Below are 14,592 nucleotides of genomic sequence, written 5' to 3'. Positions count from 1 at the left end.
ATGGCTGAACTGCTGGCGGTGGCCTGCGATCGCCAGCTGTTACGGGCGCTGGATGTGCAGTTTGCCCGGCTGATTGCGTCTGACGATCGGCCCGCACTGATGCTGGTTGCCGCTTTCGTCAGTGCCGGGGCGGGCGAAGGCCATGTCTGCCTGCCGCTGGCGCAGTTCACAGAACAACATCTGTTTGGTGGCCGCCATCCTGAACTTGCGCAGCAGCTCTGGTTCGAGGCAGGTGAGCCTGACTGGCAAACCCTGTTGCCAGAGGAAGAGGCCGTGGGTGATGGTGACGCCGCCACACCGCTGGTACTTTGGCAGCAACGGCTTTATCTGCATCGTATGTGGCAATCAGAAAGGCAAGTGGCACGCTTTTTTGCCAACGATACTCCGGTTGCGGTTCAACATCCTGAACAACTCCGGGCGATCCTCGATTGTTACTTTGGACAGCAGCCAGATAACTGGCAGAAAATCGCCGCGGCGGTGGCCATCACCCGACAGATTTCGGTGATTTCAGGTGGACCAGGTACCGGTAAAACCACCACGGTGGCAAAACTACTGGCCTCACTACTGGCACTTTCCGGCTCAGCGCTACGTATTCGTCTTGCCGCACCAACCGGCAAAGCGGCTGCCCGGCTGACCGAGTCGCTGGCTAAGGCACTCCAGGCGCTTACGGTCAGTGAGGCGATAAAGCAGCAGTTTCCGTCCGAAGCTACCACACTGCACCGCCTGCTTGGCGCACTGCCTGGCAGTCAGCGAATGCGTTACCACGCCGGAAATCCGTTGCATCTTGATTTGCTGGTGGTTGATGAAGCATCAATGGTGGATTTACCGATGATGGCGAGCCTGATTTCCGCGCTGCCGGCTCAGGCAAGGGTGATTTTTCTTGGCGATCGCGATCAGTTGGCGTCGGTGGAGGCAGGTGCCGTTCTGGGCGATATTTGCCGTTGCGCGGAGGCGGGGTACAGCAGCGTAAGGGCGCGGGAGCTGGCCCTGCTGACCGGCTGTGAGATTGTGGGTAACGACGAGGTGCAGGCTGCCAGCGTGCGTGACAGTATCTGTCTGCTGCGTAAAAGCTATCGTTTTGATGCCTCATCCGGCATCGGGCAGATGGCCATGGCGGTGAATGCCGGAGATACCCAAAAGGTGGACAGACTCTTTACCGCCGGTTTTGTGGATATTGAGCGGTTTTCACTGCAAACCAGTGAGGAGTATCAGCATTTGCTCAATGCGTGTCTGGCGGGGTATCAGGATTATCTGCTGCTGTTACAACAGGGGGCTGCGCCAGGCGAGGTCATTAATGCATTTGGGCGTTTTCGGCTGCTGTGCGCCCTGCGTGAAGGGCCCTTTGGCGTCACGGGACTGAATGAACGTATCGAAGCCTTACTGTCGCAGCAGCGGTTGATCCGGCGTGCGGCTGGTATCAGCGGAAAGTGGTATGTGGGCCGGCCGGTGATGATCTCCCGAAATGACAGTGCTCTGGGGCTGTTTAATGGCGATATCGGTATTGCCATGAACGATGATGAAGGAAAGCTGAAGGCCTTCTTTCCACTGCCAGATGGCACGATCAAAGCAGTACAGCCAGGCCGCTTACCCTCACATGAGACGGCTTTCGCCATGACCGTGCATAAATCGCAGGGATCGGAGTTTGACCATACGCTGCTGGTATTACCGGACCCGTTTACGCCGGTACTGACGCGTGAACTGGTTTATACTGCTATCACCCGTGCCCGCACAAGGCTGACGTTGTTCGCCAGGCAAACGGTATTCAATCAGGCGGTGAAAATACGCACCCAGCGTCGTAGTGGTCTGATGGTGAGCACTGGCGAATCATCAAGCCCGGTCAGAAAAACGTGAATATTGCCAGACTCAGCGGGATTTCAGCCGCGACCACGCAGATGTTATTGCGGTTTAGCAGGATTGCGTTGCGACTGGCGTTGATGCATCCCGCCATGCTTTTTTCTCTGAGCCCTGCTGATAACGCATCGCCGTACAACATTCATCCACCCGGTGATGAGCCAGAAACCCAGTTAACATGTTGATTTCACACCGGATGGACAGATAAATATTGTGCTGCGGAATGATATGACGGTCCCATTCCGCATTGATTACCGCGTCGCCTCAGGTGAGGCGTGCATGACGCAGGTCGATCATCAGCACTTTGGAACGACGCTGGTAGTTGTACATCTGCTTTTTGCTCTCAGGTAAAAGCTCAATATCAACCGGCATGAAGCCCCGCTCCTGGAACCAGTGAATGCTGCGAGTGGTCAGTACAAACAGCTTTTTCAGTCCCATCTGACGGGCCTGAAGCGCTACCCGTTCCAGCAGAGCTTCCCCGCGGGAGGAACTGCGATAGTCGGGGTGTACCGCGACACAGGCCATTTCGCCAATTTGCTCTTCCGGGAATGGGTAGAGCGCGGCACAGCCTATGGTCAGGTTGTCGCGCTGAATAATTGTGAACTTGTCGATTTCCATCTCCAGCTGTTCACGGGAGCGGCGCACCAGGATCCCTTGTTGCTCCAGCGGACGGATCAGTTCCAGAATGCCGCCGATATCATTGATGGTGGCGCGTCGGATCTGCTCTGCACTCTCCATCACAATCTGAGTACCAATACCGTCGCGAGAAAACAGCTCCTGTAACAGTGCGCCATCTTCCTGATAGCTAATCAGATGGCTGCGACGAACGCCGCTGCGACAGGCTTTCACCGCACCACGCAGAAAGCGAACGGTGCCGGAGAGATAATCATCATTCTGCTCCAGCGCTTCTATGCGTTGCTGTGCCTCGTTAGGAAACAGTTCAGAAATGATCACCCCTTCGTTGTCCGTGACTCCCTGCCCGGAACAGAAGCCAATCATCTTTTCGGCGTTCAGCTTAATTGCCAGCTGGGTGGCGACCTCTTCTGACGTCAGGTTAAAACTTTCGCCGGTAACAGATACGGCCACCGGGCCGACCAGCACAATGGCACCGCTGTCGAGCTGGCGGTGAATGGCTTCTTCGTCAATGCGGCGGATACGTCCGCTGTGGCAGTAATCAACGCCATCATCCACGCCAAGAGGCTGTGCGATGATAAAATTGCCGCTGACCACGTTGATGTGCGCCCCCTGCAAAGGGGTGTTATTCAGGCTCATCGACAGGCGAGCGGTAATATCGAGCTGCAAGCGGCCTGCGGCCTGTTTAACCAGCTCCAGAGAATGCGCATCGGTAACGCGAGTATATTTGTGGTAGACCGGTTCCAGATGATGTTCTGCCAGATTGGCATCAATTTGTGGCCGGGCACCGTATACCAATACCAGACGGATGCCTAAGCTGTGCAGCAGGCCAATATCATTAATGATACCGGCAAAGTTCTCATGCCCAATAGCTTCACCACCCAGCATAATGACAAACGTTTTACCACGATGGGCATTGATGTAGGGGACCGTATGGCGAAACCCCTGAACCAGCTCGGTACTACGTTCCTTCACGGCAAATCCTCTGTGAATGATTATTCGGTAAAAATGTATTTTTATTCTTTTATAGCCAGGGCGCAAGGGGCAATTGATCGCGCATCTGTTTAACTATAGTGCCAAATGGATGCGTGAGGAGCGCTTTCGCTAAAGGTTTTGAAGGTGACATCCCTGAATTGACTCGCTAAAATTATGGCAATTGGTAGTTTTTATAGCTTTATTTTTGCCTTTAAAACAGCAAATAATCTGGAGTTGTATGTCCGATTTACCTTCGCCCGGTCGACGTCGGTGGATAAAAACTGCGGGGGCCGTTGTGCTTCTGGGCATCAGCAAAGCAGGTTTTGCCAGGCAAGCTGAAGTGGTTGCCATCCGTATCTGGCCCTCATCGACTTACTCACGCTTAACGCTGGAATCCAGCACCCCGCTGAAATACAGACAGTTTGCCCTGAGCCACCCTGAGCGTGTGGTGATTGATATTGCGGACCTGCATCTGAACCCCGTTCTGGGAAGTGCCGGTAATCTGGTTCGTGGCGACGATCCCCTGATCGATAACGTCAGGGTGGGACAGTTCGACAAAAACACCGTGCGGCTGGTGGTGGAGCTAAAGCAAAGCGTCACGCCTGAAATTTTCACGCTGGCTCCGGTTGCCGGAATGAAACACCGGCTGGTGCTGGATCTCTATCCTGCGTCAGGCAAAAGCAGCCAGCAGGATGATCCCCTGTTGGCATTACTGGAAGATTACAACAGCGGAGGCCTTGAGCAGGATCAGCCAGCCAGGGCCACTTTGCCTGGGAAGGCGGGGAAAGATCGCCCGATTGTGATCATGCTCGATCCCGGACATGGTGGTGAAGATCCCGGTGCGATTGGTAAAAACAACACGCGGGAAAAGGAGATCGTGCTGAAGATTGCCCGACGGCTGAAAAAGCTGATCGAAAAAGAGGCCAATATGCGTGTGTACATGACCCGCAATGAAGATATTTTTATTCCATTAAAGGTGAGGGTGGCAAAGGCCCGTAAGTTGCGTGCCGATCTCTTTATCTCAATTCATGCGGATGCCTTTACCAGCAGGGCGGCACGGGGTTCCTCCGTCTTTGCGCTTTCCACCAGAGGGGCCACCAGTAACGCCGCCCGCTATCTGGCAAGTACCCAGAATGAATCCGATCTGATTGGCGGCGTCAGTAAAAGCGGCGATCGTCATCTCGACCATACGCTCTTTGATATGGTGCAGAGCCTGACCATCAATGACAGCCTGAAATTTGGCAAAGAAGTGTTATTGCGTATGGGTAATATCAACCATCTGCATAAGAAAACGGTCGACCAGGCAGGTTTTGCAGTGTTGAAGGCCCCTGATATTCCGTCAATTCTGGTGGAAACGGCATTTATCAGCAACCCGGAGGAGGAGCGTAAATTGCGCACCAGCCATTTTCAGCATCAGGTCGCCGCAGCAATTCTTTCGGGGATAAAAGCTTATTTTGCACAGCAAACAGCACATAAAAGAGACTAAGCCGCAGGTTATAAACAGCGTGTTACTGTTTTTCAGACACAAAAAAACACCCTTAAGGGTGCTTGATTGGTTGCGGGAGCCGGATTTGAACCGACGACCTTCGGGTTATGAGCCCGACGAGCTACCAGGCTGCTCCATCCCGCGTCCGCGTTGGTGTCGCTTCCGTCACGACACGCTTTCTTTTTTTACTGCATTTCCCCGAAAGGAAATTGGTTGCGGGAGCCGGATTTGAACCGACGACCTTCGGGTTATGAGCCCGACGAGCTACCAGGCTGCTCCATCCCGCGTCCGTGGATGCGCACTATACTCGCCGTGCGTTTTGTTGCAACCCCTTTTTTCATCAAAGTCATTAAAATAGCGCCTGCTGCTTACTTTTTCCGCCATTTGTACTGTTGTTGTCCAATGCCGGGCGATCTTTATTCTCCCCCCGCATTTCAATCTTCGGGCCGCTTTGCTATCTTCGGCCTGGCATTTTGCACAGAAGGCGAAAAGTAATGACGGGACGTTGGGCGAATTATGTGATTTGCGGGGCATTGATCGCTCTGCTGGCGGGATGTTCTTCAAAGCCTACCGATCGTGGGCAACAATATAAAGATGGAAAACTGGAAGAACCGCTGGGGCTGGTCAATCAGCCTAACGTTAAGGGACGACCGGTTAATGGTAAAGACTTTGCTGACCAGGTGACGGAAATCAAATACGCTTCGCCTGGCATGTTTACCAATCAGAACAGCACCTACAACGCTATCGAAAGCTGGCTGCTCGCCGGCGGGGATACCCGCCAGCTGCGACAGTTCGGTCTTAATGCCTATCAGATGGAAGGCACGGACAACTATGGCAACGTGCAGTTCACCGGCTATTATACGCCGGTAATTAAGGCACGTTACACTCGCCAGGGCGAGTTTCAGTATCCGCTATACCGTATGCCTGCCAGCAAACGCCGCCTGCCCAGCCGCGCACAGATCTACAGTGGTGCGCTGGACGATCGTTATGTGGTCGCTTACAGCAATTCTCTGATGGATAACTTTATTATGGATGTGCAGGGCAGTGGCTATGTTGACTATGGTGATGGTCGTCCGCTGATGTTTTTCGGTTATGGCGGTAAAAATGGCCATCCTTATCGTAGTATCGGCAAAGTGTTGATCGACCGCGGGGAAGTAAAGCGAGAAGATATGTCGATGCAGGCTATCCGTGAGTGGGGCGAACGGCACAGCGAGGCAGAAGTGCGCGAGTTGCTGGAGCAAAACCCCTCTTTTGTCTTTTTCAAACCAGAAAATTTTGCGCCAGTGCGTGGAGCCAGTGCTGTGCCGCTGGTAGCGAAAGCCTCCGTTGCGGCCGATCGTTCACTGATCCCGCCGGGAACCGTGCTGCTGGCCGAAGTCCCTTTGTTGGACAATAACGGTAAATTTACCGGGAAATACGAAATGCGCATCCTGGTTTCTCTGGATGTTGGCGGGGCAATCAAAGGTCAGCATTTCGATATTTATCAGGGAATTGGGCCAGAGGCAGGTCATATGGCAGGGTGGTTCAACCACTATGGACGGGTCTGGGTGCTGAAAGCGGCACCGGGTTCAGGTTCCCCCATTTTCTCTTCCGCTCAAAACAGTACCGGCGGCTCGGCGCTGCTAACACGGCAGTAATTGCTGATGGTGGGCTGGCTTCACAGCTCACCGGGAAATATCAGGGGTAATTAATGACTTCTCTTTCTGACGCCTGGCTGCAACGCTTTGGCGGCACGGCGCGATTATACGGTCAGTCCGCGCTGCAACGCTTTGCAGAGGCGCATATCTGCGTAGTGGGTATTGGTGGCGTGGGTTCCTGGGCGGCGGAGGCGTTGGCGCGGACTGGCATTGGTGCCATCACCCTTATCGATATGGATGATGTCTGCGTGACCAATACCAACCGGCAAATTCATGCGTTGAAAGAGACGATTGGACAGGCCAAAACAGAGGTGATGGCGCAGCGGATCCTGGCGATCAACCCTGAGTGTAACGTGACCTGCGTGGACGACTTTATCACGGCGGAAAATACCGCGGAATTGATGAGTGGTTCATTTACCTATGTGATTGATGCCATTGACAGCGTTCGTCCGAAAGCGGCACTCCTGGCCTGGTGCCGACGTAATAAGATGCCACTGATCACCACAGGCGGTGCGGGTGGGCAGATTGATCCGACGCAGATCCAGGTGGCTGATCTGGCCAAAACCATCCAGGATCCGTTGGCGGCGAAGTTACGTGAGCGCCTGAAGCACGATTTTAATGTGGTTAAAAACAGTAAGGGCAGGCTGGGTATAGATTGCGTGTTCTCCACTGAAGCACTGATGTATCCGCAGCCGGATGGATCAGTTTGCGCTTCCCGCAGTACTGCACAAGGGCCAAAACGTATGGATTGCGCTTCAGGATTTGGCGCGGCCACAATGGTGACCGCCACCTTCGGTTTTGTTGCTGTGGCTCATGTGTTGAAGAAAATGATGGCCAAAGCGGCCCGCGGATAGCTCTCTATCCGGCCCGATGGGCCACGGCGATCACGGCGTTTGCCAGCGCGTTAAGGCCGGCACTGCGCGAGGCGCTGAGCTGATTGCGCAAGCCCAAATCGTCGAACAGCGCCAGCGGTTCCTGTCGGAGTAATGCAGCGGGATGCTGGCCTTCGACGGCGGTCAACAGTATGGCCAGTAATCCCCGCACAATGCGCCCTTCACTGTCACCAAAAAAATGCAGACTGCCATCGGACAGTTGCTGATGTCCCAGCCAGACGCGATTCTCACAGCCACTCAGTTCATTCTCTGCCGTTTTCAGTTCATCACTGAGCTGTGGCAACTGTTTGCCCAGCAGGATCAGCTGACGGTAGCGTTCCTCCCACTGGGAGTAAGATGCAAATTGTTGTTTTAAAAAGTCGGCGGTAATAAGCTTGCCAAACGGGTGTGGTGCCACGATTAAAGTCATGATTAGTCTGCCAGCAGTTCCAGGGCGCGGGCCATGCTATCGACCAGCGCATCAACGTCGTTAAGCGTATTATACGGCGCAAATGAGGCGCGCAAAGTGCCGCTGACGCCAAGTGCCTGCAACAGGGGTTGGGCACAGTGCTGACCAGCCCGCAACGCCACACCACTTTCTGCCAGCAGCGTCACTATATCGCTATGGTGGACGCCAGCAATCTCAAACGACAACAGGCTGGATCGACCGGCGCGAAAACTGCGAAAGCCGGGCAAGGCAGCCAGGCGTTCCCCGGCCAGATCGGCCAGTTCACAGCTCCAGTTTTCAGCCCTCACGCGGTCCAAATCTTCCAGCCAGGTCAGTGCTGCACTGAGACCAATCACACCAGCGACGTTGGGCGTACCTGCCTCAAAACGCCAGGGTACGGGTTGTGCCGTGAAGCCTTCAAACGTAACCGTCGACAGCATTTTCCCGCCGCCCTGCCAGGGCTGCATTGCTTCCAGTAACTCTGGCTTACCGTACAGCACGCCGGTACCCATTGGGCCATACAGTTTGTGGGCAGAAAAAGCATAAAAATCGATATCCAGCGTCTGCACGTCAATGGGGGCGTGTACCACACCCTGAGCACCGTCAATCATTACCTTTGCCCCTGCCTGATGGGCGAGGGAAATCGCCTGAGCCAGATCGGGACAGCCGCCGGTGACGTTCGACATCTGGCCCAGAGCCAGCAGGCGCGTTGAGGTGTTAATCAATGCTGGCAGCCGTGAAATATCCGGTAAAAGATCTTCCCCAACCGGCCAGCGGACGACTTTCGCTCCGCACTGTTCTGCCACCATCAGCCATGGCACCAGATTGGCGTGGTGTTCTGCCTCACTAACCAGGATCTCATCACCCGGTTGCAGGCGGTGGCGTAGCCAGGCCTGAGCGACAAGGTTAATGGCCTCGGTGGTGCCTTTTGTCCAGACAATACTGTGGTCTGTTGGCGCATTCAGCAAACGGGCAACCTGGCTGCGGGCATGTTCATAGCGTTCGGTCAGTTGACGGGCGGCCGCAAACTGGCTGCGGTGCACCGTACCGGCACTCAGGCTGTAAAATTGTTGTGTAGCCTGAATGACGGCTTCCGGCGTTAATGCTGTTGCTGCACTGTCGAGGTAGACACCGGCATCGGCCAGCGCAGGAAACTGCTGGCGAAACTGTTCGGGGATAAATGACGTCATACTCTCCTCAAGGGATGATGGATTGCTGCGGTTTCATTCAGGACCACTCTGAATTACCGAAGCCTGGCTGGCAATGTTGAAAAAGCGCGTTATCCTCAATTATGCAAGGTTTAAACTATCACCTGCAAACAAGCGATTGGCTGACAGATTGTTTTCCGATCGTCCATGCAGGGGGGACACCGCATTACTACTGCAAGGAGATACAAAAAGATGAAAAAATTTGCTGCTATTATGGCCGCATGCGCCATGACGTTTACCCTGGCTGCGTGTTCCAGTAATTATGTGATGCACACTAATGATGGCCGGACCATTGTTTCCAGCGGTAAACCTGTCGTGGATAGTGATACCGGAATGATCAGCTACAAGGATGCCAATGGCAACAAACAACAGATCAACCGTTCCGATGTAAAAGAAATGGTTGAAATGGGTCAGTAAGCCTGAAATAAAAAAAGCACCGCAATTTGCGGTGCTGTTAATCTCAATGGACAGACAGGGTAAATCTGAAGAGTAAAAAGGGTAGCGCCGCTACCTGGTCCGCAAAGCATCAGACCAATTGCAAACACAACATCACCATCACCAGCCGAAGCCCACCAAAATTTCCTCTTACTGACTCAATTATGGCGACCGACTCTGAAAGTGCGGCAACTATAGGGATTTGCTGGTGCATCCTCAACGGAAAAATTATAATGACCCGGATAAAAAAAACTAATGCGTAAATCTCCGCCAGGAGTGTTGCGTTTATTGTTTCTGATAACTTCCGGTAATCATGTCAAAACGTCTTCCTCCTCTGAATGCGCTGCGTGTTTTTGATGCGGCAGCCCGGCATCTTAGCTTTACCAAAGCGGCTGAAGAGTTGTTTGTTACTCAGGCGGCGGTCAGCCATCAAATCAAATCTCTTGAGGATTTTCTTGGCCTTAAGTTATTTCGTCGTCGCAACAGGTCCCTGCTGTTAAGCGAAGAAGGTCAGAGCTATTATCTTGATATAAAAGAAATTTTTTCCTCACTGAATGAGGCAACCCGTAAGCTCCAGGCGCGAAGCGCGAAAGGCGCACTGACGGTCAGCCTGCTTCCCAGCTTTGCCATTCAGTGGCTGGTGCCAAGACTTTCCAGCTTTAACTCAGCTTATCCGGGAATTGATGTGCGTATTCAGGCGGTGGACCGCGATGAAGCGAAACTGTCTGATGATGTTGATGTGGCTATTTTCTATGGTCGCGGCAACTGGCCAGGGCTGAGAGTGGAAAAACTCTATGCCGAGTATTTACTGCCGGTATGCTCTCCGCTGCTGCTCACCGGCAATAATCCGTTGAAAACACCGCAGGATCTTGCCTGTCATACGCTGTTGCATGACGCTTCCCGCCGCGACTGGCAATCCTATACCCGGCAGCTTGGTGTGGCGCATATTAATGTGCAGCATGGGCCAATTTTCAGCCACAGCGCAATGGTATTGCAGGCCGCCATCCATGGACAGGGGGTGGCGCTGGCTAACAATGTAATGGCACAGACAGAAATAGAAGCCGGGCGCTTAGCCTGTCCGTTTAATGACGTTCTGGTGAGTAAAAATGCTTTTTATCTGGTTTGTCATGACAGTCAGTCAGAACTGGGTAAAATAGCCGCCTTTCGTCAGTGGATTCTGGCAAAAGCAGCGAGTGAGCAGGAGAAGTTTCGCTTTCGCTACGATAACTGAAGCCAGACTGGGGCCGACCTGGCGCTCGGCGCGTGTAATCTTTGAGGATGAGTGAATGTCGAGTCGTGCAATGCTGATTTTTGCAGCCATCAGCGGATTTTTATTGGTAACGCTGGGCGCGTTTGGCGCTCATGTACTGAGCAAATCGCTGGGCGCGAATGAAATGGCCTGGCTGAAAACCGGCCTGGAGTACCAGGGCTTTCACACGCTGGCGATTTTGGCAATGGCAGCGGCGATGTTGCATCGGGCTAATATCTGGTTTTACTGGAGTGGTGCGTTTCTGGCGTTGGGAACGGTGTTATTCAGCGGCAGTTTGTACTGCCTGGCGCTTTCACATCTCAGGCTGTGGGTATATGTTACGCCTGTCGGAGGCGTGGGTTTTCTGGTGGGCTGGATGTTAATGTTGGTTGGCGCGCTGCGTCTGAAAAAAAAGGCAGATCGCCATGAATAAAGTGTTGCTTTACTGCCGTCAGGGTTTTGAGAAAGAGTGTGCGGCCGAAATCACGGCCAAAGCCGCCGCCCGTGAGGTGTTCGGGTTTGCCAGGGTAAAAGAAGAGTCCGGTTACGTGTTGTTTGAGTGTTACCAGCCGGGAGAAGCAGAAAAGCTCATCAGAGAGTTGCCGTTCAGGGAGCTGATTTTTTCCCGCCAGATGGTTGTCACCGGTGAATTATTGCGCGATCTGTCGCCTTCCGATCGCGTGACGCCGGTAACGACTCTGTTGACAGCTGTGGTTGAAAAGGGCGGTGAATTGCGCGTCGAGGTGCCAGACACCAACGAGAGCAAAGCGCTGTTGAAGTTCTGCCGGAAATTTACCGTGCCTTTACGCACCAGCCTGCGTGCTGCCGGTGTGCTGCTGAATAACGAAAACCCTAAGCGGCCGGTGGTGCATGTCTTTTTTATTGCGCCGGGCTACTGCTATGTCGGCTATTCACTGCCGCAGAATAACTCGCCATTTTTTATGGGCATTCCCCGCCTGAAGTTTCCGTCTGATGCGCCAAGCCGTTCAACACTGAAGCTCGAAGAGGCATTCCACGTTTTTATTCCTGCCGATGAGTGGGATGAACGTCTGGGCAGTGGTATGTATGCGGTCGATCTTGGTGCCTGTCCGGGGGGCTGGACATGGCAACTGGTCAAACGCAGCATGATGGTGCATGCCATTGATAATGGGCCGATGGATCCTGCCTTAATGGACAGCGGACAGGTTTTTCATCATCGGGAAGACGGTTTTAAATATCGCCCGACACGTAGCAATATTTACTGGCTGGTGTGCGATATGGTGGAAAAACCGGTGCGGGTCGCCAACCTGATGGCAGACTGGCTGGTGAATGGCTGGTGCCGCGAAGCGATCTTCAATCTTAAACTGCCGATGAAAAAGCGTTATGAAGAAGTCATAAAGAATCTGGCAATGATCGATGAGAAACTAAAAGCCAACGGTATCAATGCGCAGATCCAGGCCCGCCAGCTTTATCATGACCGCGAGGAGGTCACCGTGCACATCCGGCGCGTATGGGGAGCAACGCCGGGGCGCCGTGACGAAAGATAACAGTGATGATGCCTGGACTTGTTTCTTACGACACGGCCGTTTGTGGCAGCCTCAGCTCCTTCAGGTTGCCAGCCAGCGCCAGATCGGTTTTGAGCGTGGCAACCTGGCGGCAGATAATGGCCATCTCGCGGTTCTGCTCCAGCTTGTTTCGCCACTTTTGTGTCACCTCAGGCAGGCGTTCATAGAGCGCATCCAGCGAGCCGTATTCCTGCAGAAGCTGAGCCGCACTTTTCGCGCCAATGCCGGCTACGCCGGGGATTTTGCTGCTGGCAATCCCGGCAAGTCCCCAATAGTCAGTCAGCTGTGCCGGACTTACGCCAAATTCTTTACTGATAAATGGCACATCCAGCCAGCGTTTCTGAAAATAGTCACGAATGCGGATCTCCGGGGCGAGCAGCTGACAGTAACCTTTGTCTGTGGAAACAATTGTCGCCCGGTGTCCATTGCTGGCCACTTTTGTCGCCAGGGTCGCGGCCAGGTCGTCTGCCTCCTCGCCGCTGGCGTGCCAGCAGGCGACACCGGCAGCGGTGAATGCCTCCCGCAGTTGGGGCATCTCCTGCCGGAGCATTTCCGGCATGGGCGCACGTCCTGCTTTGTAATCGGGCAACAGTTGGTGACGCCAGCCCTCGTGGCGATCGTCATCATCAAATACGGCAACAGCATGGGTTGGCTGGCTGTATATGATCAGCTGTTGCAGTGCCTGAACGCAGGCTTGCAGACAGGGCGACCCCTGTACCGCGTGGATACGACGGATCAGATTCAGGGCATCAACAATCAACAAATGAATGGTCATGGTCAGGCCGGGAGGGAGCGACAGATGTCGCTCCGGTTGCGTTTATTTAATGATTTCGTAGCAGGGGATGTAAGCGGTTCCCGGCAGCTTCATGCGATGCTGGGCAACAAATCCCTGTAACAAATCGTCCATGCGGCGCATTATTTTTGGATCGCCATGCAGCTTGTAGGGACCTTTCTCTTTAATTGCCCGGATCCCCATATCCTTAACGTTCCCGGCGACAATACCGGAGAAAGCGCGACGCAATGCGGCGGCAAGCTGTTCAGCTGGCTGGTCTGGTGAAAGATTCAGATTTGCCATATTTTCATGCGTTGGGACAAAAGGCACCTGAAGGTCCGGGGCAATCCGTATCGCCCAGTTAAAACTATAGGCATCCCCGGTTTCACGGCGGTGTTCCTTCACCTTTGGCATCGCTTTCTTCATCAGGCGAGCCACTTCAGGCGCATCGTCAATAATAATGGTGTAGTGCTGACGGGCGGCCTCACCCAGCGTATTGACGATAAATTCGTCCATTACCCGGAAGTAATCTGCGCTCTCTTTCGGTCCGGTCAGGATTAACGGTAACACCTGGTCGTGATTGTGTGGATTCATCATAATGCCCAACAGATAGAGCAGTTCTTCTGCGGTTCCCACTCCGCCGGGGAAGATGATGATGCCGTGGGCAATACGTACAAATGCTTCGAGCCGTTTCTCAATATCCGGCATGATAATCAGCTCGTTTACCAGCGGGTTTGGTGGCTCTGCGGCGATAATGGAAGGCTCTGTCAGGCCAATAAAACGTCCCTCTTTATAGCGCTGCTGTGCATGGCCTACCGCCGCGCCTTTCATTGGGGCTTCCATCACGCCGGGGCCGCATCCGGTACAGATATTCAGTTCACGCAGACCCAGTTGGGAACCGACTTTGCGACAGTACTGATATTCAATTTCATTGATTGAGTGGCCGCCCCAGCAGACCACGGTGTTAGGCTCTTCACCAACGTGCAGCGCTCTGGCATTGCGCAAAATGGAGAACACCAGGTTGGTGATTTGCACAGGATCATCGCTTTCCTGATGCTGCACGGCGCTGTCGATCTGCCCGTTTACAAATAAAATGTCACGTAACACCGCAAACAGGTTCGCCTGTAGTGAACGGATAATCCGCCCGTCAACGAAAGCCTCTTCCGGTGGGTTAAGCAGTTCAAGCTTGACGCCACGCTCACGTCGCAGCACGTTAATATCAAAATCTTCAAAACGCGACAGTAGCTCATGGCTACTGTCGGTCTGACTGCCGGAGTTGAGCACGGCAAGAGAACAGTTGCGGAAGAGTTGGTAAAGGTCGCTGCTGGCTGTTCTTTTCAGCATGTCGACTTCCAGCTGGGACAACAGGTCCATTGAGCCTAACGGGCTGATTTGTGTTATCAATTTAACTCCTTTACACCCATCCGGGTGGTGGCCATTCCCAACGACAGCGAGGCGTATTTCCCCGCTGCGGAAAGAAAA

The 14,592-nt window shown here is 53.7% G+C and carries 14 protein-coding genes and 2 tRNA genes; 8 read left to right on the top strand and 8 right to left on the bottom strand.

Annotated features, from left to right (window positions below; all coding sequences use genetic code 11):
* Positions 1-1,851 carry an exodeoxyribonuclease V subunit alpha gene (recD, locus tag EB241_RS02500; protein ID WP_124231678.1) on the top strand — a complete coding sequence of 617 codons (1,851 nt, stop codon included), beginning with the start codon at positions 1-3 and terminating at the stop codon, positions 1,849-1,851.
* Between the two features lie 54 nt (positions 1,852-1,905).
* Here the strand turns inward: recD and EB241_RS21730 are convergent, their stop codons facing one another.
* A complete protein-coding gene (locus EB241_RS21730; RefSeq protein ID WP_267431873.1) occupies positions 1,906-2,031 on the bottom strand; it encodes a hypothetical protein in 126 nt (41 codons plus the stop codon).
* A gap of 84 nt (positions 2,032-2,115) precedes the next feature.
* Positions 2,116-3,459 carry an amino-acid N-acetyltransferase gene (argA, locus tag EB241_RS02495; protein WP_124231624.1) on the bottom strand — a complete coding sequence of 448 codons (1,344 nt, stop codon included), beginning with the start codon at positions 3,457-3,459 and terminating at the stop codon, positions 2,116-2,118.
* Between the two features lie 238 nt (positions 3,460-3,697).
* Here argA and amiC point away from each other — a divergent pair, with 238 nt between their 5' ends.
* Complete coding sequence (gene amiC / locus EB241_RS02490; protein ID WP_124231623.1) at positions 3,698-4,945, top strand: N-acetylmuramoyl-L-alanine amidase AmiC; 1,248 nt, start codon at positions 3,698-3,700, stop codon at positions 4,943-4,945.
* 67 nt (positions 4,946-5,012) lie between these two features.
* Here the strand turns inward: amiC and EB241_RS02485 are convergent.
* Together EB241_RS02485 and EB241_RS02480 are read right to left on the bottom strand one after the other, a co-directional pair.
* Positions 5,013-5,089, bottom strand: a tRNA-Met gene (locus tag EB241_RS02485).
* A 66-nt stretch (positions 5,090-5,155) separates the two neighbouring features.
* Positions 5,156-5,232 (bottom strand) — tRNA-Met (locus EB241_RS02480).
* A gap of 207 nt (positions 5,233-5,439) precedes the next feature.
* On the opposite strand from EB241_RS02480, the gene mltA reads away from it, so the two are divergent.
* Together mltA and tcdA are read left to right on the top strand one after the other, a co-directional pair.
* Positions 5,440-6,582, top strand: coding sequence for a murein transglycosylase A (gene mltA / locus EB241_RS02475; RefSeq protein ID WP_124231622.1), 1,143 nt, complete (start codon positions 5,440-5,442; stop codon positions 6,580-6,582).
* Between the two features lie 53 nt (positions 6,583-6,635).
* On the top strand, positions 6,636-7,436 hold the full coding sequence (gene tcdA, locus EB241_RS02470) for a tRNA cyclic N6-threonylcarbamoyladenosine(37) synthase TcdA (RefSeq protein ID WP_124231621.1): 801 nt from the start codon (positions 6,636-6,638) through the stop codon (positions 7,434-7,436).
* Between the two features lie 4 nt (positions 7,437-7,440).
* On the opposite strand, the gene csdE is transcribed toward tcdA, so the two are convergent.
* Together csdE and csdA are read right to left on the bottom strand one after the other, a co-directional pair.
* Complete coding sequence (csdE, locus tag EB241_RS02465) at positions 7,441-7,884, bottom strand: cysteine desulfurase sulfur acceptor subunit CsdE (protein WP_199737291.1); 444 nt, start codon at positions 7,882-7,884, stop codon at positions 7,441-7,443.
* 2 nt (positions 7,885-7,886) lie between these two features.
* Entirely contained in the window at positions 7,887-9,092 is a 1,206-nt protein-coding gene (gene csdA / locus EB241_RS02460) for a cysteine desulfurase CsdA (RefSeq protein ID WP_124231619.1), read from the bottom strand.
* Positions 9,093-9,302: 210 nt separating this feature from the next.
* Here csdA and EB241_RS02455 point away from each other — a divergent pair, with 210 nt between their 5' ends.
* The 4 genes from EB241_RS02455 to rlmM all read left to right on the top strand — a co-directional run bounded on the left by EB241_RS02455 (position 9,303) and on the right by rlmM (position 12,320).
* Positions 9,303-9,527, top strand: a complete 225-nt coding sequence (locus tag EB241_RS02455) for a YgdI/YgdR family lipoprotein (protein WP_124231618.1) — start codon at positions 9,303-9,305, stop codon at positions 9,525-9,527.
* A 331-nt stretch (positions 9,528-9,858) separates the two neighbouring features.
* Complete coding sequence (locus tag EB241_RS02450) at positions 9,859-10,776, top strand: transcriptional regulator GcvA (RefSeq protein ID WP_124231617.1); 918 nt, start codon at positions 9,859-9,861, stop codon at positions 10,774-10,776.
* A gap of 55 nt (positions 10,777-10,831) precedes the next feature.
* Positions 10,832-11,227 carry a DUF423 domain-containing protein gene (locus EB241_RS02445; RefSeq protein ID WP_124231616.1) on the top strand — a complete coding sequence of 132 codons (396 nt, stop codon included), beginning with the start codon at positions 10,832-10,834 and terminating at the stop codon, positions 11,225-11,227.
* The gene (gene rlmM, locus EB241_RS02440) at positions 11,220-12,320 is read left to right on the top strand and encodes a 23S rRNA (cytidine(2498)-2'-O)-methyltransferase RlmM (RefSeq protein WP_124231615.1); all 1,101 of its coding nucleotides are present in this window, start codon (positions 11,220-11,222) and stop codon (positions 12,318-12,320) included. The genes EB241_RS02445 and rlmM overlap by 8 nt, the downstream gene beginning before the upstream one ends.
* Positions 12,321-12,345: 25 nt before the next feature.
* Here the strand turns inward: rlmM and xni are convergent, their stop codons facing one another.
* Both xni and ppnN read right to left on the bottom strand, forming a co-directional pair.
* A complete protein-coding gene (gene xni, locus EB241_RS02435; protein ID WP_124231614.1) occupies positions 12,346-13,113 on the bottom strand; it encodes a flap endonuclease Xni in 768 nt (255 codons plus the stop codon).
* 42 nt (positions 13,114-13,155) lie between these two features.
* Positions 13,156-14,514, bottom strand: a complete 1,359-nt coding sequence (gene ppnN, locus EB241_RS02430) for a nucleotide 5'-monophosphate nucleosidase PpnN (RefSeq protein ID WP_124231613.1) — start codon at positions 14,512-14,514, stop codon at positions 13,156-13,158.
* Positions 14,515-14,592 lie beyond the last annotated feature (78 nt).

Source organism: Erwinia psidii (genome assembly GCF_003846135.1).
In the GTDB taxonomy this organism is placed as follows: Bacteria; Pseudomonadota; Gammaproteobacteria; order Enterobacterales; family Enterobacteriaceae; genus Erwinia; species Erwinia psidii.
The sequence above is the reverse complement of the archived record's forward strand: the minus strand, read 5'-3'. Positions and strand labels throughout refer to the sequence as shown.